This is a genomic window from Kitasatospora sp. MAP5-34 (genome assembly GCF_029894335.1).
In the GTDB taxonomy this organism is placed as follows: domain Bacteria; phylum Actinomycetota; class Actinomycetes; order Streptomycetales; family Streptomycetaceae; genus Kitasatospora.
In genome coordinates, this window is sequence record NZ_JARXZC010000016.1 from 98,363 (window position 1) to 118,380 (window position 20,018).

The 20,018-nt window shown below is 70.5% G+C and carries 17 protein-coding genes and 3 tRNA genes; 6 read left to right on the top strand and 14 right to left on the bottom strand.

The window, feature by feature from the left end:
• Positions 1-98: 98 nt before the first annotated feature.
• Together P3T29_RS15855 and P3T29_RS15860 are read left to right on the top strand one after the other, a co-directional pair.
• The gene (locus P3T29_RS15855; RefSeq protein WP_280717096.1) at positions 99-1,244 is read left to right on the top strand and encodes a uroporphyrinogen-III synthase; all 1,146 of its coding nucleotides are present in this window, start codon (positions 99-101) and stop codon (positions 1,242-1,244) included.
• Positions 1,241-2,077: a sirohydrochlorin chelatase gene (locus P3T29_RS15860; protein ID WP_280717097.1), complete on the top strand. Its 837-nt coding sequence runs from the start codon at positions 1,241-1,243 to the stop codon at positions 2,075-2,077. The genes P3T29_RS15855 and P3T29_RS15860 overlap by 4 nt, the downstream gene beginning before the upstream one ends.
• A gap of 67 nt (positions 2,078-2,144) precedes the next feature.
• Here the strand turns inward: P3T29_RS15860 and P3T29_RS15865 are convergent, their stop codons facing one another.
• The 3 genes from P3T29_RS15865 to P3T29_RS15875 form a co-directional block, all read right to left on the bottom strand.
• On the bottom strand, positions 2,145-3,161 hold the full coding sequence (locus P3T29_RS15865) for a hypothetical protein (RefSeq protein WP_280717098.1): 1,017 nt from the start codon (positions 3,159-3,161) through the stop codon (positions 2,145-2,147).
• A 236-nt stretch (positions 3,162-3,397) separates the two neighbouring features.
• The gene (locus P3T29_RS15870; protein ID WP_280717099.1) at positions 3,398-4,966 is read right to left on the bottom strand and encodes a M1 family metallopeptidase; all 1,569 of its coding nucleotides are present in this window, start codon (positions 4,964-4,966) and stop codon (positions 3,398-3,400) included.
• Positions 4,967-5,083: 117 nt separating this feature from the next.
• On the bottom strand, positions 5,084-5,779 hold the full coding sequence (locus P3T29_RS15875; RefSeq protein WP_280717100.1) for a L,D-transpeptidase family protein: 696 nt from the start codon (positions 5,777-5,779) through the stop codon (positions 5,084-5,086).
• A 151-nt stretch (positions 5,780-5,930) separates the two neighbouring features.
• Between P3T29_RS15875 and P3T29_RS15880 the strand changes: the two genes are divergently transcribed.
• Positions 5,931-6,131: a hypothetical protein gene (locus P3T29_RS15880; protein ID WP_280717101.1), complete on the top strand. Its 201-nt coding sequence runs from the start codon at positions 5,931-5,933 to the stop codon at positions 6,129-6,131.
• A gap of 127 nt (positions 6,132-6,258) precedes the next feature.
• Here the strand turns inward: P3T29_RS15880 and P3T29_RS15885 are convergent, their stop codons facing one another.
• From P3T29_RS15885 to P3T29_RS15905, 5 genes are all read right to left on the bottom strand, one after another.
• Positions 6,259-6,804, bottom strand: coding sequence for a Uma2 family endonuclease (locus P3T29_RS15885; RefSeq protein ID WP_280717102.1), 546 nt, complete (start codon positions 6,802-6,804; stop codon positions 6,259-6,261).
• Between the two features lie 215 nt (positions 6,805-7,019).
• Positions 7,020-7,093, bottom strand: a tRNA-Phe gene (locus P3T29_RS15890).
• Positions 7,094-7,120: 27 nt separating this feature from the next.
• A tRNA-Asp gene (locus P3T29_RS15895) sits at positions 7,121-7,194 on the bottom strand.
• Positions 7,195-7,263: 69 nt separating this feature from the next.
• Positions 7,264-7,336: transfer RNA gene (locus P3T29_RS15900), tRNA-Glu, on the bottom strand.
• A 131-nt stretch (positions 7,337-7,467) separates the two neighbouring features.
• Positions 7,468-7,809 carry a metallopeptidase family protein gene (locus tag P3T29_RS15905; protein ID WP_280717132.1) on the bottom strand — a complete coding sequence of 114 codons (342 nt, stop codon included), beginning with the start codon at positions 7,807-7,809 and terminating at the stop codon, positions 7,468-7,470.
• Positions 7,810-8,055: 246 nt separating this feature from the next.
• On the opposite strand from P3T29_RS15905, the gene P3T29_RS15910 reads away from it, so the two are divergent.
• Positions 8,056-8,433 (top strand): DUF190 domain-containing protein, encoded by a 378-nt coding sequence (locus tag P3T29_RS15910; protein WP_280717103.1) that lies wholly within the window; start codon positions 8,056-8,058, stop codon positions 8,431-8,433.
• Positions 8,434-8,725: 292 nt separating this feature from the next.
• Here the strand turns inward: P3T29_RS15910 and P3T29_RS15915 are convergent, their stop codons facing one another.
• The gene (locus P3T29_RS15915) at positions 8,726-9,289 is read right to left on the bottom strand and encodes a hypothetical protein (protein WP_280717104.1); all 564 of its coding nucleotides are present in this window, start codon (positions 9,287-9,289) and stop codon (positions 8,726-8,728) included.
• Between the two features lie 265 nt (positions 9,290-9,554).
• On the opposite strand from P3T29_RS15915, the gene P3T29_RS15920 reads away from it, so the two are divergent.
• A complete protein-coding gene (locus P3T29_RS15920; RefSeq protein ID WP_280717133.1) occupies positions 9,555-12,329 on the top strand; it encodes a DEAD/DEAH box helicase in 2,775 nt (924 codons plus the stop codon).
• Between the two features lie 113 nt (positions 12,330-12,442).
• The gene (locus P3T29_RS15925; RefSeq protein ID WP_280717105.1) at positions 12,443-13,252 is read left to right on the top strand and encodes a TIGR02452 family protein; all 810 of its coding nucleotides are present in this window, start codon (positions 12,443-12,445) and stop codon (positions 13,250-13,252) included.
• 30 nt (positions 13,253-13,282) lie between these two features.
• On the opposite strand, the gene P3T29_RS15930 is transcribed toward P3T29_RS15925, so the two are convergent.
• The 5 genes from P3T29_RS15930 to P3T29_RS15950 all read right to left on the bottom strand — a co-directional run bounded on the left by P3T29_RS15930 (position 13,283) and on the right by P3T29_RS15950 (position 19,902).
• Complete coding sequence (locus tag P3T29_RS15930) at positions 13,283-13,579, bottom strand: hypothetical protein (RefSeq protein WP_280717106.1); 297 nt, start codon at positions 13,577-13,579, stop codon at positions 13,283-13,285.
• Positions 13,580-13,704: 125 nt separating this feature from the next.
• Complete coding sequence (locus P3T29_RS15935) at positions 13,705-16,851, bottom strand: DEAD/DEAH box helicase (protein WP_280717107.1); 3,147 nt, start codon at positions 16,849-16,851, stop codon at positions 13,705-13,707.
• 178 nt (positions 16,852-17,029) lie between these two features.
• Complete coding sequence (locus P3T29_RS15940; RefSeq protein WP_280717108.1) at positions 17,030-17,749, bottom strand: tyrosine-protein phosphatase; 720 nt, start codon at positions 17,747-17,749, stop codon at positions 17,030-17,032.
• A gap of 88 nt (positions 17,750-17,837) precedes the next feature.
• Entirely contained in the window at positions 17,838-18,587 is a 750-nt protein-coding gene (locus P3T29_RS15945; RefSeq protein WP_280717109.1) for an SDR family oxidoreductase, read from the bottom strand.
• Between the two features lie 91 nt (positions 18,588-18,678).
• A complete protein-coding gene (locus tag P3T29_RS15950; RefSeq protein WP_280717110.1) occupies positions 18,679-19,902 on the bottom strand; it encodes a crosslink repair DNA glycosylase YcaQ family protein in 1,224 nt (407 codons plus the stop codon).
• Positions 19,903-20,018: the final 116 nt, after the last annotated feature.

Below are 20,018 nucleotides of genomic sequence, written 5' to 3' on the forward strand. Positions count from 1 at the left end.
GCGGGCGGACATCCGCGTAACACGAGGGTGCGATTCGCTTACGTTGGTGTGATCGTCGGGCAACGCGACGGAAACGCGGCGGCCGGACCCTGCGGGTTATGGGAACGAACCCGCAGGCCATGGGTACCACCACCGCACTCCAGGGCCCGCTGACCGGCTTCACGATCGGGGTGACGGCCGCCCGCCGCCGGGACGAGCTGGTCGCGCTGCTCAGTCGGCGCGGCGCCCGCGTCGTCGAGGCGCCCGCGCTGCGCATCATGCCGCTGGAGGACGACATCGCCCTGCGCCGGGCGACCGAGGAGTGCCTGACCGCCCCACTGGACTACGTCGTCGCGACCACGGGCGTCGGCTGGCGCGGCTGGATGAGCGCCGCCGACGGCTGGGGCCGGGGCGCGGCGCTGGCCGAGGCGTGCCGGGGCGCGGTGGTGCTCACCCGTGGGCCCAAGGCGACCGGCGCGGTCCGGGCCAGCGGCCTCGACGAGGGCTTCTCGCCCCGCTCCGAGGCCACCGACGAACTGCTGACCTGGCTGCTGGCCCGCCCGCTGACGGGCTGCCGCATCGCGGTGCAGGAGCACGGCGTACGGCTGGACGCCTTCGCGGCGGCCCTGCGTGAGCGCGGAGCCGAGGTGATCTCCGTCCCGGTCTACCACTGGGCGCCGCCCGAGGACCCGGCGGCGGTGCGGCGGCTGGTGGAGCAGACCGTCCGCCGCGAGGTGCACGCGCTGACCTTCACCAGCGCCCCGGCGATCACTGCCTTTCTGGAGACGGCGGCGGCGGACGACCTGCTGCAGGCGGCCCTGGAAGCCCTGCGCGCGGACGTGCTGCCGGTCTGCGTCGGCCCGGTCTGCGCCCGGCCCTTCACCGAGCTCGGCCTGCCGGTGGTCTGGCCGGAGCGCGGCCGGCTCGGCGCGCTGGTCCGGACCCTGACCGAGGTGCTCCCCGCCCGCTCCAGACAGGAACTCACCCTGGCTGGAAGGACCTTGGTACTGCAGGGCAACGCCCTGCTGGTGGACGCCGAGAGCTGCTGGCTCTCACCCAAGAGCGCCGCGCTGCTGCGGGCACTGGCCGAGCGGCCCGGCTGGGTGCTCAGCCGGGCCGAGCTGCTGCGCCGGGCCTGGGCCGACTCGGACGCCGACGAGCACGCGGTCGAGGCGGCGGTCGGCCGGCTCCGGGCGGCGTTGGGGCCGCACGGGGACCTGATCCGTACCGTGCCCAAGCGCGGCTACCGGCTGGCGGTCGGATGAGCGCCGCACCGGGCCCGCCGCCCACCCTGCTGGCCGTCGCGCACGGCACCCGCGACCCGGACGGCGTCGCCGCGACCGAGGCCCTGCTCGCACGGGTCCGGACGCTGCGGCCCGGACTCCGGGTGGAGAGCTGCTTCCTGGACCTGGTCCGGCCCTCGCTGCCCGAGGCGCTGGCCGGGCTGAGCGGCGAGGTGGTGCTGGTGCCGCTGCTGCTGGGCGCCGGGTACCACGTACGGGTGGACCTACCCGCAGCCCTCGCCGACGCGCCCCACCTGCGGGCCCGGGTCGCCCGGGCGCTTGGGCCCGATCCGCTGCTCGCCGTCGCCCTCGAGGAACGGCTCACCCGGACGGGCTGGCGGCCGGGCGATGGCCCGGTGGTGCTCGCCGCGGCCGGCTCGACGGACCCGTCCGCCAATGCCGACACGGCGGCGATGGCCCGGCTGCTGGCCCGGCGGCTGACCCGGCGGCCGACGGTCGACCGGCCGGTCGTCCCGGCCTACCTGTGCGCGGCCGGGCCCTCGCCGCAGCAGGCCGTCGAGGCCCTGCGGGCCGCCGGACACCGGCGGGTCGCCCTGGCCGGGTACCTGCTGGGCCCCGGCCACTTCGCCCGCCGCGTGGCCGCAGCCGGCGCGCACTGGGTCGGCGGGCCGCTCGGGGACCACGAGGCCGTCGCCCGCCTGGTCGTCCACCGCTACGAGGCGGGCGCCGCCGCGTTCGGGAAAGCGGCGGGGCCTGTGGCTGTTCGTGTGCCCACTGGCGGAGCAGGTCATCGTCCGGCTCCGCCGCCGTCCGGCCTGATCGGGAGAGAGCCGAGGAACGCCCCCGGCGAGTGATCTCGCCGGGGGCGTTCCTGGGTTCGGCAGGTGGTGGGCGGCGTGGACCGCGCCCGGACGGGCCGGACTACCGCAGGACGGTCACGACCTTGTCCGCGGCGCCGAAGACGTAGGTGTTCCCGCTGGTGAGGGCGGTCTGGGCGTTCAGGTCGACGTTGGTCCACTTGGCGGTGCCCTGGTACTTCAGCCCGCGCAGGCGCAGCTGGTAGGTGTAGGTGGCGCCGTTGGCGAGGCCCGGGGCGATGCGGGGGAGGGTCCACTGGCCGCCCTGGCTCTTGAGCGTCACCCAGTGGCCGTTCTCCAGGACGTCCACGGCCAGCGGCTGGGTCTGGCCGCTCTTGCTGTCCGCGAGGATCGTGATCCAGGTCTGCAGACCGGAGCTGAACGCGGCGCCGCTTCCGTTGTGCATGGTCAGCGCGACGTCCAGCGGCTTGGTCGCGGACACGGTGCCGCCGCCGTTGGTGTACTTGGAGACGAACTTCTCGGTGAACTGGCCGGACTTGAACGTCGGGCTGGTCCGGAAGACCTGGCGGGCGAAGTTGGACACGTCGTTGTCGAGGGAGTTGAAGCCCAGCGCGAGGGTGGCGTCGTTGGCGGGGTAGGACTTGGCGAGCCCGACGGTCACCTTCCAGCTGAAGCTGCCCGCAGCGGGGACGGAGAAGCCCTTGCCCACCCGGCCACCGGCCGGGAAGAAGCTGGCCAGCACGCCCTGGTCCTGCTCACCGGCGGAGAAGCCGGTGCTCGGGGCGTGGATCGGCTGCACCGCGAACTTGATGTCGGACGCCGCGATCGGGCTCGGACCCGCGAAGCTGCCCCAGACCGCCGGGACGTAGGTCACGGCGTGCTTGGCGCTGTTGGACACCGTGACGGTGAAGGTCTCGGTGGCGCCGCCCCGGACCAGCGGACGGTCCGAGTGCGAGGGGGTGCCCAGCGTGATGGTGAGCGGCTTGGCGGGGGTGGCGGTGGCGGCCTGGCCCGGGGTGGCGGCGTTCGCGGTGGCGGGCAGCAGGGCGGCTCCGGCGAGAGCGGCGATGATCGTGGCCGAGGCGAGGCGGGCGCGGCGGCTGAAGGTGCGAGCGAGCATTGGTGGGTCCCCCTGGGACTGCAGGCCGTGACGGTGAACGCGGGCCGGGCGAGGCGATGGGCTGACCGCAAGTCCGTGCGGTCGGTGTTCCGGCCTGCTTGGCGTCCTGCGATGTGAGAAGTCTGTCGGTCCGATATCCAGAACGTGTGTGTGGATTGTCACGGCGGTGAAACAGCGTCAGCTCCTGGGCCGGAGAAGGACCCTGCCAGGTCCGGACGGGATCCCGGAACCGCAGCTCAGAGCGTTGCGGTACCGCGTGAGCGGGGAACGGCGGATCCGGCGGAGGCGGGTGTGACGTGCCAGTCCGGGTGGTTGGGCATGGGTGGAGTCGTACTGCCGTACAGCCAGGCGGTGAGGAATCCACCCAGGTCCTGGCCGGCGACCCGGGAGGCGGTGGCGATGAAGTCCGCCGTGCGGGCGGTGCCGTTGCGGTGGTCGCGCAGGAAGGCCCGCTCGATCCGCTCGAACGTGCGGTCCCCCACCTGCTCCCTGAGTGCGTAGAGGACGAGTGCGCCGCCGAGGTACCGCTGGTCGTCGAAGAGGTTCGCGGCGTTCGGCACGGCGACCGGGCCGGACTCGCGCCGCCACTGGTCGCCCTGGGCGTAGGTGTCCTTCATCCGGGCCTCCAGCGAGGTGAGGCCGAGCGAGTCGGGCCAGCCCCGCTCGTACCGGTACATCAGACCGTAGAAGTCGGCGTGGCCCTCGTTCAGCCACAGGTCCGCCCAGGTGCGCGGGGTGACGCTGTCGCCGAACCAGGAGTGGATCAGTTCGTGCATCATGTGCGAGCCGATCGCCGGTTCTCGTTGCAGCAGGAAGCCCGGCTTGTAGAGGGTCAGGGTCTGGGTCTCCAGGCCGGTGAAACGGAACGCGTCCGGGGCGTCGGTATCGGTGGGCATCAGCCCGTAGGTCTCGAACGGGAAGGCGCCGAGGTGCTGTTCGGCCCAGGACAGCTGGCCGGGCGTCAGGGACAGCGCCGGTTCCAGGGCGTTCGCGCGGGCCGTCGGAACGACGTCGCGCAGCGGCAGGCCGCCAGGTCCCCGGCGTTCCCTGACCGAGTAGCGGCCGACCGAGACCTGGACCAGCTCGGTGGCCATCGGGTCGCGGGAGGTGTACGTCCGGGTCGTCTCGCCGTCGTGCTCGGTCGTCCCGGTCAGCGAGCCGTTGGCGACCCCGAGAGTGCCGGTCGGGGTGGTGACGTGGATGGTGAAGCGGGCCTTGTCGCTCGGATGGTCGTTGCAGGGGAAGACCGTGTGGGCACTGTCCGGTTGGCCCGCGAGCGCGAACCCGTCAGGCGTGACGACCCAGCCCGTGTGCGGCCGGGCCGCCCGGGGATCGACCGTGTACTCCACCTGGACGGTCATGCTGCCTCCGGTCGGTACGGGCCGGGTCGGCGTGATGGCCAACTTCTCTCCGTGCAGCGAGAATTGGGCTGCCCGCCCGTCGACCCGGACGCTCCGCACGTCCAGGCCCGCGCAGTCGAGCTCGAACCGGCGCAGGCGGCGGAGGCTGCGTGCGGTCAGCGTGGTGGTGGCACTGACCGTCCGGCTCTGCGGGTGGTGGGTGAACGCCAGGTCGTACCGGGTCACGTCGTAGCCCGAGTTCCCGAGTGCGGGGAAGACCGGATCCCCCAGCCCGGGCGGTCCGTCCGACGACGGGTCGGCAGGCGGGACGGCAGGCGGGGCGGCGGCCGGGACGGCGTACGGGCCGGTGGCGGCCGCTGCGGGGGCGCCGGACAGGCAGCACACGAGGGCCAGGGCGACGGCGGCCGCGAGGCCGGTCCGGCGGTCGGTCAACGGGATCACCACTCTCTGAGGTGATGAAACTCTGACATCCAGTCATCACCTGGTGGGGGACCCTGCTGCGACAACCCGCCGGCCGGCTCATCCGCCGTGAAGCGGGAGGGGCTGCCGGAGGTGGCGGCCCTACTGCTTCAGGTCGGCGGCGTCCCCCATGACGACGACCGGGTGCATCGCCGGGTCCAGGCTTCGCAACAGTTGGATCATGGCGGCCCGGGGGAGGCTCACGCAGCCGTGGGTGGGACCGCCGTGGTCCACGTGCAGCCAGATGCCGCCGCCCTTGGCCGGGCCCAGCGGCTGGGTCTCGTCCAGTGGAGAGCGGCCGGGCACGCGGTTGTAGTTGATGGCGACCACATAGTCGAACGAACCGGCCAGCGGCTCGCCCTCGAAGCCGCTGCCGGCCACGGTGAAGTACTTCGACCGGTAGTAGGGCAGCTTGCCGCCCGGGCTGGGGAGATAGCCGCCCGCGTCGGTCAGGGAGAAGACGCCGATGGGCGTGTGCAGATCGCGGTCGTGATGGTTGTGCGTCCAGCCGTCGAGGGCGTTGTGGGTCGCCCAGGAGCCGTCCGCCACCCAGCCGTTGCCGACGCGGTGGTAGAGCACGGCGTGCCCCGTGGCGGAGCTGACGCCGTTGCCGGTCACGACGAGCGCCTGGCTCGTACTCTGCGGGACTGCGGCGAGCGTCTTGGGCCCCAGGCCCGGCAAGCTGCTCGCGGACTTGGCCGTCGCGGGCCGGACGCCTGCCACCTGCGAACCCGCCGAAGCCCGGTCGCCGGCGAAGGCCGGCTGGGCGAAGCCGGACAGGGCGGTGCAGGCGATCACGGCAAGTGCCGTGGCGGAGAAGACGGCCGACCGTCGGTCGCGTATCAAAGGGTGCCCTTTCGTTGCTGCGGAGTGGTGCCGCCTACTGGACGTGCCGAACGGCCGATCGGGTTCCCTGTGGCAGCGTCAGATCCGAGACGCTGCAGCGCCGGTGGTGTCCGCCGGGTCGCTGAGCACGAAATCCATCGCGGCAGGCCGGGGCTGTGCGGGTACTGTTCGGGCCGCCCGCTACCTGGCCACCGGCGAGCAGCAGACCGTCCGCCCCGACCGCCACATCGCCTGGCGCGCATCTGGCCCGCCGGCCGATGCGGAACTGCTCGGCGCACTCCGGCAGGTGCTCTCCGCCCCGTAGCGCCGCTCTGTCCCGCTGCGTGCCGCGCCGCGCCGCAGCCGTGGAAGTGCGCTCTCGGATGCCGGTGTCCATGCCGGTCGGCGTCAGCGCCGGCGTCAACCGGTGGCTTTATGCGCGCCGGCGTCGGTCAGTACGGGAGCAGTTCGGTCGTGATCAGGTCGAAGTCGAACGGCTCCGGGATGTGCAGCGTCTCACCGAACTCGATGTCCTCGCGGCGGTGGTACTTCGTGCCATCGGGGCGACTGAAGAGCGTGACGGTCTTCTGCCTGGCGTCGATCAGCAGGTACAGCGGGATCCCCATCTGCGGGTAGTCGCGCACCTTCCCGACCCAGTCGTTCTCCGGGTTGGAGGGGGAGACCAGTTCGACGGCGACAGCGGCGACTTCGGAGGGGACCTGATTGTCAGTCGTCGTCAACGCCTCGCCCGGAAGGTAGGTGAGGTCCGGGTTGCGACTCTTGCCCACGTTCGGTGAAACGAGGTCGGTGTTCTCGCTCGGCAGCAACTCCGACGGGGCGTGCGCGTCGAACTGGCGGCGGACCAGGAGAAGGTTCCGCTGGTGGATGCCCGAGGGGCTGACCATCATCACGATGGTGTCGCCCGACAGCTCCACCTTGAATCCGTCGGGCAGGCTTCTGCGGGCCTCTTCGAGGAGTGCGAAGTGCTCCGTGTTCATGCGCGGTGCCTCCTGGAGAGTGCCGGACAGCATCTCAGCGTAGTCCGGGACGGGGCTTCGGCATCGCCCGTACGGGTCGAGCGGTTGGGCGCTCAGCTCCCCGGATCGTCCTGGAGCCGCAGTCGGATCACCGACCGTCCGCTGTGCCGTCAGCGTCGAGCGGCATGAAAAAGCCCCCGCAGCGCGAGGCGCTCGGGGGCTCTTTTCAGCAGTTGTGGCCAGGGCCGGGGTCGAACCGGCGACCTTCCGCTTTTCAGGCGGACGCTCGTACCAACTGAGCTACCTGGCCGTACTGCACCGCCTCTTGCGAGGCGAGCGATCCTGACGGGACTTGAACCCGCGACCTCCACCTTGACAGGGTGGCGAGCTAACCAACTGCTCCACAGGACCTCGTGCGGATCTTATCCGCCTCAGCATCTTGCGATGCTGACTTTACTACAGGTAAAGACTTTACTGCCGTGCCCCCAACGGGATTCGAACCCGTGCTACCGCCTTGAAAGGGCGACGTCCTGGGCCACTAGACGATGAGGGCTTGCGGCCCGCCCGGCTGGCTTTCAGCGGTCGGGGACGTGAGAAGCATATGGGATGCGGAGCGGGAACGCCAAAACGGTTTCGGCCGGGTGGGCGGGGGCCGCCGGCAGCGGGTCTGCGGCCGGGTCGCGGTCAGGACCAGCCGAGATCGTGCAGCTCGTGGTCGTCGAAGCCGAAGTGATGGGCCACCTCGTGGATGACCGTGGTCCGGACCTCCGCGACGGTCTCGTCGTAGGTCGTGCAGTGCCGGAGGGTCGGGCCCATGTAGATGATGATCCGATCGGGCAGCACCCCGGCGTACCACTCACCGCGCTCGGTGAGCGGGGTCCCCTCGTACAGGCCGAGCAGCTCGGGGTCGGCCGGAGCCGGTTCGTCCTCGACGAAGACCGCGACGTTGTCCATCATGGCCGCGAGCTGCGGGGGGATCTGGTCGAGGGCGTCGGCGACCAGCGTCTCGAACTCGTCCCGGGTCATGTCCACCGACTCATTGTCGGGTGCGGGGTGACGGTATGCCAGGTGATCGGCTCCGGTGATTCACTTGAGTGTGGGCTTCGAACGGCCGGCAGGGTCGGAAGTGCCGAACAGTCGGAACGGTCGGAACGGTCGGAACGGTCGGAACGGTCGGAACGGGTCGGCGGCTGAGTTGTCGAGCTGCGGACCCGCCTACCTGCGGACCTGTCGACCTGCCGACCGGTCGAGGGCGGTGTGAGCGGAGGCGGCATGGCCAGGCTGACCGGTGGTGCGCTGCGGTTGACGGTCTACGTCGGTGAGAACGAGACCTGGCGGCACCGGCCGCTCTACGCGGAGATCGTCCACCGTGCCCACGCCGCCGGCCTGGCCGGTGCGAGTGTCTTCCGGGGGATCGAGGGGTTCGGCGTGTCTGCGGTGGTCCACACCGCGCGGCTGCTCTCGCTGAGCGAGGACCTGCCGGTGGCCGTGGTGATCGTGGACACCGCCGAGCGCATCCGGGCGTTCCTGCCGGAGCTGGACGGGTTGGTCGGGGCGGTTGGAGCGGGGCTGGCCGTCCTCGACGACTGCGAGGTCGTCCTCCGGCAGCCGCCGGCCGGGGGCGCCCCCGGCGGCGCCCGGGAGCGGTGAGCCGCGCGTGTGACCGGGCGGGTACGAGTGGGTGCGGGCCGCTGTGGGTGTGGGTACGGGCCGCTGTGGGTGTGTGGGCCGATTGGCGGGCCGTCGGCCGTGTCCGGGGGTGCCGCCCGCGCGTTGGGCACCGAAAGCGGCTCCGTGAGACCAGCGTGCGCCGCTCGGTCGGCCGGTGGCGGCCGACCCTGGCGGGGCGGGCAGGAGAGGTAACTCGGGTGATGGCGGTTCGTACGACTCGTTCGGTCCCGGCGGTGCGGATTCAGACGGTGCGGATTCAGACGGTGGGGATTCAGGCGGAGATTCGGACGCAGGTCCCGGCGCGGCCGCGGCCGCAGACACGGCTTCGGGCGGGGCTTCGGGTGCGGGTGGCCGGCGGGGTGGTGCTGGCCTTGGCGGGGATGGGGTTGACGGGCTGCATGTCGGTCGGGGCGGCCTCCTCCGACCAGCAGCCCGCCATCCAGCCGGTCGGGCGGGGCGGAGTGGTGGGCAAGTCCGGTGCCGCCGGGCCGGGTCCGGCGCGGGCCGGTGGCCAGCGGGCGGAGCGTTCGGCCGCCGTCGGGGGCGGACCCGCCGGTGCCTCGGGGGCCGCCACCGCGCCCGGCGGTGCCACTCCGGCTGCCCCAGGCGCCGCCGCGAGCCCCGGCGCGACCCCGCCCGTGACCGGCGGGTTGCCGGGGGCGCAGTCGGCTGCGCCGAGCGGCAGCCCGGTTGCGCACCCGTCCGCCTCGCACGCCACTCCCGGGTCCCCGACCGGCGGCCCGTCCGCCTCGGCGCAGCCGTCCCCGAGCGCCGCTCCCAGCGCGTCCGCAGCCCCGTCCGTGTCGGCTCCCCCGCCTCCCTCACCGAGTAACATCGGATCGGCGGCCCCCTCTGGAGGGGTGGCCGGTCATTAGTGGCCTGGCCAGCAGATTTGCCTTTGATCCCTAGGTTCGCCTATGGTGGTAGATCGTTCGTATGATTCATTTGTCTGGCGCCCTTTTCCCATCTGGCGCCCTTGGCGCGTTCCGGCGATCCGTGGCTGACCGCATAGAGGCGGTTGTGTAACAGAACCCCGGACTTAGGCGCGTGCCACTTCCGGAAGGTTTTGCATGTCTCTCGTTGACGACGACCGCTTCGCCATGCCCGCGAGCGGATCGGACGCCGATGTCCGTACCCCCGACACCACCGACGCCGCCACTGAGGCCGTCGAGAGTGCCGATCTGATCGACTCCACCGACTCCTTCGACGCCTCCGACGAGGCCGACGACGCGGTTGACGCCGCTGACGCGGTCGACGAGGACGAGGCCGTCGAGCCCACCGAGCCCACCCTCACCTTCGGTGACCTGGGCCTGCACGACGATGTCGTCCGGTGCCTCGCGAAGAAGGGCGTCACCACCCCCTTCCCGATCCAGGCCGCGACCATCCCGGACGCCCTGGCCGGCAAGGACGTTCTCGGCCGTGGCCGTACCGGCTCCGGCAAGACCCTGAGCTTCGGCCTCCCGCTGCTCACCCGCCTGGCTGCGGGCGACCGCACCAAGCCCAAGCACCCCCGCGGCCTGATCCTGGTCCCGACCCGCGAGCTGGCCATGCAGGTCGCCGACGCGCTGGAGCCGTTCGGCTCGGTGCTCGGCCTCAAGCTCAAGGTCGTCTGCGGCGGTACCTCGATGTCCAACCAGATCTACGCGCTGGAGCGCGGTGTCGACGTCCTCGTCGCCACCCCCGGCCGCCTGCGTGACCTGATCAACCGTGGCACCGCCAAGCTCGCGGACGTCCAGATCACCGTCCTCGACGAGGCCGACCAGATGGCCGACATGGGCTTCCTGCCCGAGGTCACCGAGATCCTCGACCAGGTGCCGGCCGGCGGCCAGCGCCTGCTCTTCTCCGCCACCCTGGAGAACGAGATCGACGGCCTGGTCAAGCGCTACCTGAGCAACCCGGTCACCCACGAGGTCGACGCGGCCCAGGGCGCCGTCACCACGATGAGCCACCACATCCTCGTGGTGAAGCCCAAGGACAAGGCACCGATCACCAACGCGATCGCTGCCCGCAAGGGCCGGACGATCATCTTCGTCCGCACCCAGATGGGCGCCGACCGTGTCGCCGAGCAGCTCATCGAGGCCGGCGTGAAGGCCGACGCGCTGCACGGCGGTATGACCCAGGGCGCCCGTACCCGGGTGCTGGGCGACTTCAAGGACGGCTACGTCAACGTGGTCGTCGCGACCGACGTCGCCGCGCGTGGCATCCACGTGGACGGCATCGACCTGGTCCTGAACGTCGACCCGGCCGGTGACCACAAGGACTACCTGCACCGCTCGGGCCGTACCGCCCGCGCCGGCCGCTCCGGCACCGTCGTCACCCTGGTGCTGCCGCACCAGCGTCGTGGCGTCTTCCGCCTGATGGAGGACGCGGGCGTCGACGCCGGCCGTCACATCCTCGACCACGCCTTCGACCCCGAGGTGGCCCGGATCACCGGCGCCCGCTCGCTGATCGAGGTCCAGGCCGAGAGCGCCGCCGGTATCGCCGGTGCCGCCGAGCGTGAGATCGCCGACATGACCAAGCAGCTGGAGCGCGCGCAGCGTCGCGCCACCGAGCTGCGCGAGGAGGCCGACCGCCTCGCGGCCCGTGCCGCCCGCGAGCGGGCCGAGCTGGGCATCGAGGACGAGGCTCCGGCCGAGTCCTCGGGCGACGCGGCGGAGGCCGGTTCGGCCGACTCCGTGACCGAGACCGCCGCCCCGGCAGCCGTCGAGCCCGAGCGCGTCCCGGCCTACCGCGAGGCGCGCAGCGAGCGCCCCTCGTACGGTGACCGCGACAACCGTGGTGGCTCCTCCGGCGGTGGTTACGGCAACCGCGATGACCGTGGTGGGCGTCCGCAGGGTGGCGCCGGTGGTGGCTACGGCAACCGTGACGACCGTCCGGCCCGTTCGGGTGGTTTCAACCGCGACGAGCGTCCGGCTCGCTCCTTCGGTGGCGACCGTGACAACCGTGGCGGTGGCTTCAACCGCGATGACCGTGGTGGGCGTCCGCAGGGTGGCGCCGGTGGTGGTTACGGCAACCGTGACGACCGTCCGGCCCGTTCGGGTGGTTTCAACCGCGACGAGCGTCCGGCTCGCTCCTTCGGTGGCGACCGTGACAACCGTGGCGGTGGCTTCAACCGCGATGACCGTGGTGGGCGTCCGCAGGGTGGCGCCGGTGGTGGTTACGGCAACCGTGACGACCGTCCGGCCCGTTCGGGTGGTTTCAACCGCGACGAGCGTCCGGCTCGCTCCTTCGGTGGCGACCGTGACAACCGTGGCGGTGGCTTCAACCGCGATGACCGTGGTGGGCGTCCGCAGGGTGGCGCCGGTGGTGGTTACGGCAACCGCGATGACCGTCCGGCCCGTTCGGGTGGTTTCAACCGCGACGAGCGTCCGGCTCGCTCCTTCGGTGGCGACCGTGACAACCGTGGCGGTGGCTTCAACCGCGATGACCGTGGTGGGCGTCCGCAGGGTGGCGCCGGTGGTGGTTACGGCAACCGCGATGACCGTCCGGCCCGTTCGGGTGGTTTCAACCGCGACGAGCGTCCGGCTCGCTCCTTCGGTGGCGACCGTGACAACCGTGGCGGTGGCTTCAACCGCGATGACCGTGGTGGGCGTCCGCAGGGTGGCGGTTTCAACCGTGACGACCGTCCGGCCCGCTCCTTCGGCGACCGTCCGTCCTTCGGTGGCGACCGCGACAACCGTGGCGGCGGCAGCAGCACCAGCCGTCCGTTCGCCCGCCGTGACGACCACCGCGCCGGTGGCCGTCCGCAGGGTGGCACCGGTGGCGGCTTCAACCGCGATGACCGTGGCGGCCGTTCGTTCGGTGGCGACCGCGACAACCGCGGTGGCGGCAGCAGCTTCAACGGCGGCGACCGCAAGCCGCGTTGGAAGAGCTGACGCTCGCTAGCCAGTCCTGATCCGGGCCCGCTCCACTTCGGTGGGGCGGGCCCGTCGGCGTTGATCGGAAACCTGGTGGCCGCCCGGCGCTGGCGTGACGTACCGTCACCGGCATGAGCAGCAGATTGCATCAAGTGGCCGTCGACAACGAGGAGATCGCCGAGCGGGGGACCTACCGTACGGCCGGCGGCGTGCAGGTCGAGATCGGTGAGCTGCTGGCGGCGGCCCGGGCCGGGACAGTCTCGTACGCACCGGACGAGGAGTTGCCCGCCGGGCGGGCGTTCACCGGTCCGGTGGAGGTGACGGCCGAGGGCAGCATGCAGGCCGCGCAGCGGCTGTACGAGGCAGGGGGCGGGCAGGTCGGGGTGCTGAACTTCGCGTCCGCCCGGAACCCGGGCGGCGGTTACATCCGAGGAGCCCGGGCGCAGGAGGAGGACCTCTGCCGCAGCGCGCTGCTGTACCGCTGCCTGCTGGAAGCACCCGACTACTACGAGGCGCACCGGGCCTCCACCGACCTCCGGTACAGCCACCGGGTGATCTTCTCCCCGGGCGTACCGGTGATCCGCGACGCCGGCGGTGCGCTGCTCGAACAGCCCTACCCCGTCTCGTTCCTGACCTCGCCGGCGCCCAACGCGGGCCAGCTGGCCCTGCGTTCGAGCGGTCGCGGAGTGGACGTCCGGGAGGTGCTGGCGGAGCGGGCGGCCAGGGTTCTGGCGGTCGCTTCGGCGCACGGCGTACGGGAGTTGGTGCTCGGGGCGTGGGGGTGCGGGGTCTTCCGCAACAACCCGGCCGAGGTCGCGGAGGCGTTCGAACGGGCGCTGAAGGCGTACGGCGCGACCTTCGAGCGGGTGGTCTTCGCGGTCTGGGACCGCAGCCCGGTCTCAGCCAACCGAGCCGCCTTCGAGGCCCGCTTCAGCAACTGAGCCCGCTCGCCGGGCGCTTGTCGCCGACTGTTACCGCTTGGTCGCGACCATGGACGCCGCCGCAACAACACCCGCAACGGCGAACACCGCCGGCCAGGCCCCGATCCTCTTCGCCAGCGGGTGCGAACCCCCGAACGCCGCCACATACAACCCGGTCAACCCGACAGCGGCAGCCGTCCCGGCCTGCCGCTGCCACTGAACCGCCGCCACGCCCCCAGCAACCGCGAGCACCCCACCCCCGAACTCCCGCCGCCCACTCCACCGCGCCACCCCGTACCCGCCGACCAGCCCGGCAGCCGCAACTACTGCGGTGGGGATCTTCGCCATGATGCTCTCCTCGGTCGGGCCATCCCTGCTCGCCGTCGAGCCCAACGTCGCAGCCGCCCGGGGGCCGAAGTAGCGGCCGACCCCGCCGGGACGGTGCAGTGGTACTCCGGGGGACTTGGGTACGGCTACCCAGTGGTAACCGCGGTGAAGTGCTGCACGTCGGACGGCAGCGGGATGCGAAGCCGCCAGGTCACGGCCATCGGGCGGTCGCCCTCGTGCGAGACATAGCGGGCCGGCCCGAGCAGGATGTATGGGCACGGGCGACCGATCTCGTTCTCTTTCTCCTGTCGAACGAAGAGCAGCACGTTGCTGCCCTCCTGATGGTGATTCTGGTACCGCTGCCCGGTTGCCGACGCGCCAGAGGTCCGCCCTTGCGACTCCCAGTGGAACAGTTCCTCGCTCAGTGCGAAGTCCCGGTATCGGGTGTGCTCGGAAAAATCCTTCTCGTCCTTCTTGATGGTGACCAGCAGAGCATCGGTTCGAGTCTCCTGGCACCACGCGACGCCCGCCTGGAAGTACTCAGGAAGGTTGCGCCCCAATTGAGTCCAGCGCAGTGCGGCGAGCAACTCGGATGTGTTGTAGTGGGCATGAACAGCCAGCGGCTGCCCAGTCAGCGGGCCGAGGTCCAGCCCGAGTGGCTTCGGCGCGTGTGCGGCGTTGTCAAGGCCAAGAGCGAGCACCTGGCGGATCTCATCGCGGACGGCCCCGTAGTCGTGGAGAAGCTTCAAGCCATCGCCAATGGAAGTGAAGCCTTCACCCTTCGGCCAGAGGGAGTAGACGAGCATGGCCGCGTATGTCTGCATCCGCTCGTTGAGCTCTCCGTATGCCTTGGCATCATCCGCAAGCAGCCGGGTATACGCCCGAACTCGCTCGGGATCGTCCACATGTAGCAGCGTGGCGACTCGCTTCAGCAGCGCGGCTTCGCCCTCGACTTCGGGTGAGGCCGTCAGGCCGGCCCTCCGAAGGATGCCCGTCCAGGAGTTCTTGCCACGGTAGATCTCGTTGATGTGGCGAGCGCTCTCAGCGAGATAGGTCTTAAGGGCCGGCTCGCCGTAGGAACGTACCTCCTGTGCCAGGGTTTTGACGTTGCCCTTGAGTTGTTCCTTGATGTTGCCGAGGACGATTCCTTTCGACACCCGGTCCAAAACAATCAGGCAGCCTGATGGCAGAAGTGGGAAGTCCTGCGAGACGTTTCGTTCAAGTGCCCTACGGGTGTAACCGGTCAGTGCACGGAATTGATCCTCGAAGCGGAACTCCTTACGCTGGAAGCCGATGAAGTCCAGGACAGTGAGTACGGCCTTGTCAGCAGAGCGGCGTAGGCCGCGGCCGAGCTGTTGGAGGAAGATTGTGGCGCTGGAGGTCGGCCGTAGCAGTAGGAGTGTGTCGATGCCGGGGATATCCAGCCCTTCGTTGAACAGGTCGACGGTGAACAGGACCTGGATGTGCCCGCTACTCAGGCCGTCAAGTGCGGCCTTGCGCTCTCGAGCGGGAGTGTTGCCAGAGAGGGCGCGGGCGGAGATACCGGCCCGGCTAAATGCCCGGGCCATGTGCTCTGCATGGCGAACAGAGACGCAGAATCCAAGTGCGCGCATTCTGAGCGGGTTGGAGATCTTATCCAGCACGGCTTGGACGACCTGGCGGGCTTGCGCATCCCCGGCGGTAAGGACGTTGGTCAGTTCGGTCGGGTCGTAAGCGCCCTGGCGCCAGCTGACATTGCTAAGGTCGGTATTGTCGTGCACGCCGAAATAGTGGAACGGGCAGAGGAGATCATCCTCCAGGGCCTGCCAGAGACGCATCTCCGCTGCGATCCGCCCATCGAAGAACTCGTCCTGGACTCGCTTGCCATCGGCACGTTCGGGCGTGGCGGTCAGGCCAAGCAGCTCGCGCGGAGCGAAATGGTCGATTACCTTGCGATAGGTCGCGGCCTCCGCGTGGTGGAACTCGTCGATGACAATCACATCGAAGTGCTCGGGCGAGAACGAGCTGAGACCCCGCGTGTGCAGTGATTGGATGCTCGCAAACACATGTCGGCGCTGCTCGGGGCGGTCACCTGAAACCATCAGCTCACCGAAGTTCGCGTCAGCCAGCACCTCGCGGTAGGCGCGGAGTGATTGCGTGAGGATCTCTTGGCGGTGCGCGACGAAGAGTAGCGTCGGATCGCCCCCAAGGTCCTTACGTAGTTGCTTGTAGTCAAGAGCAGCGGTGATGGTTTTGCCGGTACCGGTGGCAGCAACCAGCAAATTCCGGTGGTGCCCGTGGACTTCGCGTTCAGTTTGGAGGCGTTCCAGCATGTCCTTCTGGTGGGGGTGCGGACGTACTTCCAGGCCGGACAGGGAGATCTGACGCCCGTCCTCCTTCCAACCGCTGCCGGCTGCCAGAAGAGCCTGATCCAGCTCGTCGGCGTCCCGGTCGGGGTCGTAGGTCTTGAACGCCGGGTTGCTCCAGTACGAGTCGAACGTGGCCTCGAACTTGCGTAGTACGGCTGGGGTGGCCACCCCGGAGAGTCTTACGTTCCACTCCAGCCCGTCGAGCAGAGCCGCCTTGGAGAGGTTGGAGCTGCCCACGTACGCAGTGTGGAACCCGGTGTTCCGGCGGAAGAGCCACGCCTTGGCATGAAGCCGGGTGGTCCGCAGCTCATAGTTGACCTTGACCTCGGCCCCGAACTCACGGACCAGCCTGTCAAGGGCGCGGCGCTCGGTCGCGCCCATATACGTGGTGGTGATGACGCGGAGTCGTAGGCCACGCCGGTCTAGCTCGCGGAGTTGGTCCTCGATGATCCGCAGGCCGTGCCACTTGACGAAGGCGCAGAGCAGGTCGACTTGGTCTGCCGTCACTATCTCGGCGCGAAGTTCATGGCCCAGGCTGCGTTCTTCGGGCGCGTTGGTCAGCAGGGCGCTCTCGGAGAGGGGAGTCATTGGGCGAACCGAATAGACGCCGGGAGCCTCTTCCTGTGCGAGCGCGATCAACTCCCTAGGTCCTTCGACAACCTGATCAGCTGCGATGGAAGCTTCGCCGGGAGTAGGGAGAGCAGCTAGCACCCGGTTGGCGGCCTCGACCCGCTGCTCGGGCTTCAGCTCCTGTAGGGCGCGCTGCACGGAGGCGGCGATATGCCGGGCCAGCACAAATGGTGTTGACTCGCTGCCAACCTCGCGCTCGGTGACTTGCCAACCTGACTTACTCATCCTGGTTAGCTGCTCGGCGAGATCATCGGTGATGACGCGTTCGTACAACCCGGCTACAAGTAGGAGGTCGCGGGCGCTTGGATCAGACACGTGGGTCGCTCCTGTGGCTTGCCGGAGGGGTATGGAAGTTCTAGCACTCTCCGTCAGCGAACGGTGAGGGATCCTGGCTGATCAAGGCTATGTAGCTTCATGAAGTTGGCTGGTAGCCCTGTGGCCGGCCGTTCGCCAGGCGGTGGCTCACGCCCTGTTGCGGCCTCGCTTGACTGCATCAATTGATCAATGCCGCCCGTAGCGCCGAGAGCTCCGCGTCCGTCACCCCGTAGGTCCGGAGGTAGTTCTCCAGGGTGCCGTGGAGGGTGTGGATGTGGGTGAGGGCGGTGGTGAGGTGGGTGGCGGTGACGGGGTGGGAGAGGTGTTCGTCGCCGTATTCGTCGGTGTAGCGGATCGGGCCGGCGTCGAGGCCGAGGTTGGGGTTGGACTGGAGGAAGTCGGCGATGATGTCGGGTTCGGGGGCGCCGGTCAGGGACTGGATGATCGCGATGGTGAGGCCGGTGCGGTCCTTGCCGACGGCGCAGTGGAGCAGGGCGGGGAGGCTGCCGGGGGTGGCGAGGCGGCGGACCGTGTCGGCGATGGCCTGGCCGCCGGCTTCGGGCATGAAGACGTACATCTCGGTCTGGTCGGTGGGCCAGGGGAGTTCGGAGGTCCGGCGGTCGGGGAGGACGGGGTGATGGAGCAGGTCGAAGTCGAGTCCGTGGCGTTGGTCCGGGTGGACGGCGAGTTCGGTTGTGGTGCGCAGGTCGATGACGGTGCGGAGGCCGAGGGGTTCGAGGTGGCGGGCGCCGGCGGGGGTCAACTGGCCCAGGTGGCCTGAGCGGTAGAGCCTGCCGGGACGGATGCCGCCGATGCCGCTGATGGCGGCGTCGCGAAAGTTCTGCACGCCGGACACGGCGATGCGGGAGGACGGGCCGTCGAACGCGCGCTCGGTCATGTTCGTCACCGTAGCGCGCGGTCCGAGGGTGACTCCGGCTATTGGGCGAAGTCGGGCCCGGAGTCGGGGAACCCGGGAGTCCGGGCGTTCAGCGCCCGCCTGCGAGGTCGACGAAGGCGCCGGTGGTGTAGGAGGAGGCGGGGGAGAGGAGGAAGAGGATGGTCTCGGCGATCTCCTCCGGCTGCCCCCCGCGTCCCATCGGCAGCAGCGGCCCGACCCGGTCGACCCGGCCGGGGTCGCCGCCCAGTGCGTGGATGCCGGTGTGGATCAGGCCGGGACGGACCGAGTTGACCCGGATGCCCTCGGCGGCGACCTCCAGGGCCAGGCCGGTCGTCATGCTGTCCAGCGCGCCCTTGGAGGCGGCGTAGTCGACGTACTCGTTCGGCGAGCCGAGCCGGGCGGCGGCCGAGGAGACGTTCACGATCGCGCCGCCCGCGCCGCCGTACCGGGTGGACATCCGGCGGACGGCCGCTCCCGCGCAGAGGAACGGTCCGGTGATGTTGGCCGCCCAGATCCTGGTCAGCCGCTCCTCGTCCAACTCGTCCAGCCGACACTGCTTTTCGAGCGTTCCCGCGTTGTTGACCAGTGCGGTGAGCGGGCCCAGCTCGTCGTCCACGGCCCGGAACAGCCGGTCCACCTCGGCGCTCCGGGTGACATCCGCCCGGACGGCGATCGCGGTGCCGCCCGCCGCCCGGATCTCGTCGACGACGTCGGCTGCAGCTGCCTCGTCCGTACGGAAGTTGACGCATACCCGGTAGCCGCGAACAGCCGCGAGGCGGGCGGTGGCCGCGCCGATGCCACGGCTGCCACCGGTGATCAGGACGACATCGTTGCTCATACCGTCAGACGGTAGTCGAAGGCGGTCGGCGCCCGAGAGTTGGCCCACGGGCCTACGGGCCCACGGGCTGCCGGGTTAAGGGCCTACCGGGTCAAGGGGTGGCTGCCGCCGCCCGGATCGCGGTGATCTTCGGGGCCCGGCTCCTGGGGGAGTCGAGGCTGAAGCCACGGGCGTCGCCCAGCTGGTCCCGGACGAAGGTCTCGGTGCGGGCGATCGTGTCGCGCAGGGCGGCGTCGGTGGGGACGAACAGCTGGTGCACGATCTCCTGTTCGGCGGTGTCGTACTCCCAGAGGCCGACGATCCGGCCGCGGTCCACCACGATGTGGGTCTGCGGGTCGGCGTCGCCGCCGAAGCTGCGCCCGGCTCTGGCGCCCGGCACGGGGAGGGCGGCGTCGGCCGGGTCGAGCAGGCGGGAGAGGTCGCGGTGCAGCAGGTGCAGGCCGTCGATGCCGGCCAGCAGTGTGTACGCGGGATCCGGTGGGATGCTGAAGGAGGCCAGCTCGTCGGCCAGTTGGGGCGGGATGAGGAGATCCGTGCCGGGGAGGGTGACGAGACCGAGCGGGGCGACGGCTGCTTTCGCGGTCGCCGAGGTGAAGCCCGTGAACCAGCGGAAGTGCCGGAGTGAGGCGGGCGCGGCCCAGGAGAAGTACCGTTCGGCGAGCTCGGCGGCGGAACCCTTCACGGGTTGGTCCCAGCCCACGTACCCGTAACGCTGCTGGTCCAGACGGCCGTTGACCGGAACCCGGCGGATCAGCCCCCGGGCCTGCAGCAGGCCCAGTGCCAGCGGCAGGGTGGTGGACAGGCCGCGCTTCTTCCCTGCCTCGCCGAGCCCGCGAACCTCCCCGCCGACCGCCTCGCGGATTGCTGCCGGGTCCAACGGCCTTCCAGGGGAATGGCCTTGGGGTAGAGCCCGGGAGATGGACAGGCAGAGCTTCTCGATCTCGTCGCGGCTCACCCCGAGGTGCTTCTCGGCGGCGGCGAGGCTGCCCTCCGGAGCGGCGGCGCCGGCCGCCAGGCCGAGGGCGAAGTCCGAGGCGGGGAGTACGTAGGTGCAGCCCCGGGCGGAGGGCAGCTCGTGCACGTCGAGTGCCGCGACGGCCGCGTCCACCACCGCCCGGTCCAGCGCAGCCCGGGCGAACAGCCCCAGGTACGGCGCCGCACCCCCGACCGAGCGGGCCCAGCCCGTGGCGGCCAGCACCTCGGCGGGTGACGCACCGACGTGCGTACCGGCCTGCGCGCCGTCCAGCCACTGCCGGTGGGCCCACCAGGCGCGGAGTTTCGCGACCGGGACGACCGGGATCTCGCTGTTCGCCATGCGCCCAGTATCGGCGCGCGGTGTGCGGGGCGGCCGGAGCGACGTACCGACAATTCGTTCGCGCCCGACGCCGCCGCCGGGGGAGACTTCCGGTCACCGGCGCCATGGGCTGCGGC

What these genes read in the sequence shown, in the direction of transcription:
- P3T29_RS15855 (WP_280717096.1), top strand. Translation starts at nt 99, where the DNA reads ATGGGAACGAACCCGCAGGCCATGGGTACCACCACCGCACTCCAGGGC.
- P3T29_RS15860 (WP_280717097.1), top strand. Translation starts at nt 1,241, where the DNA reads ATGAGCGCCGCACCGGGCCCGCCGCCCACCCTGCTGGCCGTCGCGCAC.
- P3T29_RS15865 (WP_280717098.1), bottom strand. Translation starts at nt 3,161, where the DNA reads ATGCTCGCTCGCACCTTCAGCCGCCGCGCCCGCCTCGCCTCGGCCACG.
- P3T29_RS15885 (WP_280717102.1), bottom strand. Translation starts at nt 6,804, where the DNA reads ATGAACACGGAGCACTTCGCACTCCTCGAAGAGGCCCGCAGAAGCCTG.
- P3T29_RS15905 (WP_280717132.1), bottom strand. Translation starts at nt 7,809, where the DNA reads ATGACCCGGGACGAGTTCGAGACGCTGGTCGCCGACGCCCTCGACCAG.
- P3T29_RS15910 (WP_280717103.1), top strand. Translation starts at nt 8,056, where the DNA reads ATGGCCAGGCTGACCGGTGGTGCGCTGCGGTTGACGGTCTACGTCGGT.
- P3T29_RS15915 (WP_280717104.1), bottom strand. Translation starts at nt 9,289, where the DNA reads ATGTTACTCGGTGAGGGAGGCGGGGGAGCCGACACGGACGGGGCTGCG.
- P3T29_RS15920 (WP_280717133.1), top strand. Translation starts at nt 9,555, where the DNA reads ATGCCCGCGAGCGGATCGGACGCCGATGTCCGTACCCCCGACACCACC.
- P3T29_RS15925 (WP_280717105.1), top strand. Translation starts at nt 12,443, where the DNA reads ATGAGCAGCAGATTGCATCAAGTGGCCGTCGACAACGAGGAGATCGCC.
- P3T29_RS15930 (WP_280717106.1), bottom strand. Translation starts at nt 13,579, where the DNA reads ATGGCGAAGATCCCCACCGCAGTAGTTGCGGCTGCCGGGCTGGTCGGC.
- P3T29_RS15940 (WP_280717108.1), bottom strand. Translation starts at nt 17,749, where the DNA reads ATGACCGAGCGCGCGTTCGACGGCCCGTCCTCCCGCATCGCCGTGTCC.
- P3T29_RS15945 (WP_280717109.1), bottom strand. Translation starts at nt 18,587, where the DNA reads ATGAGCAACGATGTCGTCCTGATCACCGGTGGCAGCCGTGGCATCGGC.
- P3T29_RS15950 (WP_280717110.1), bottom strand. Translation starts at nt 19,902, where the DNA reads ATGGCGAACAGCGAGATCCCGGTCGTCCCGGTCGCGAAACTCCGCGCC.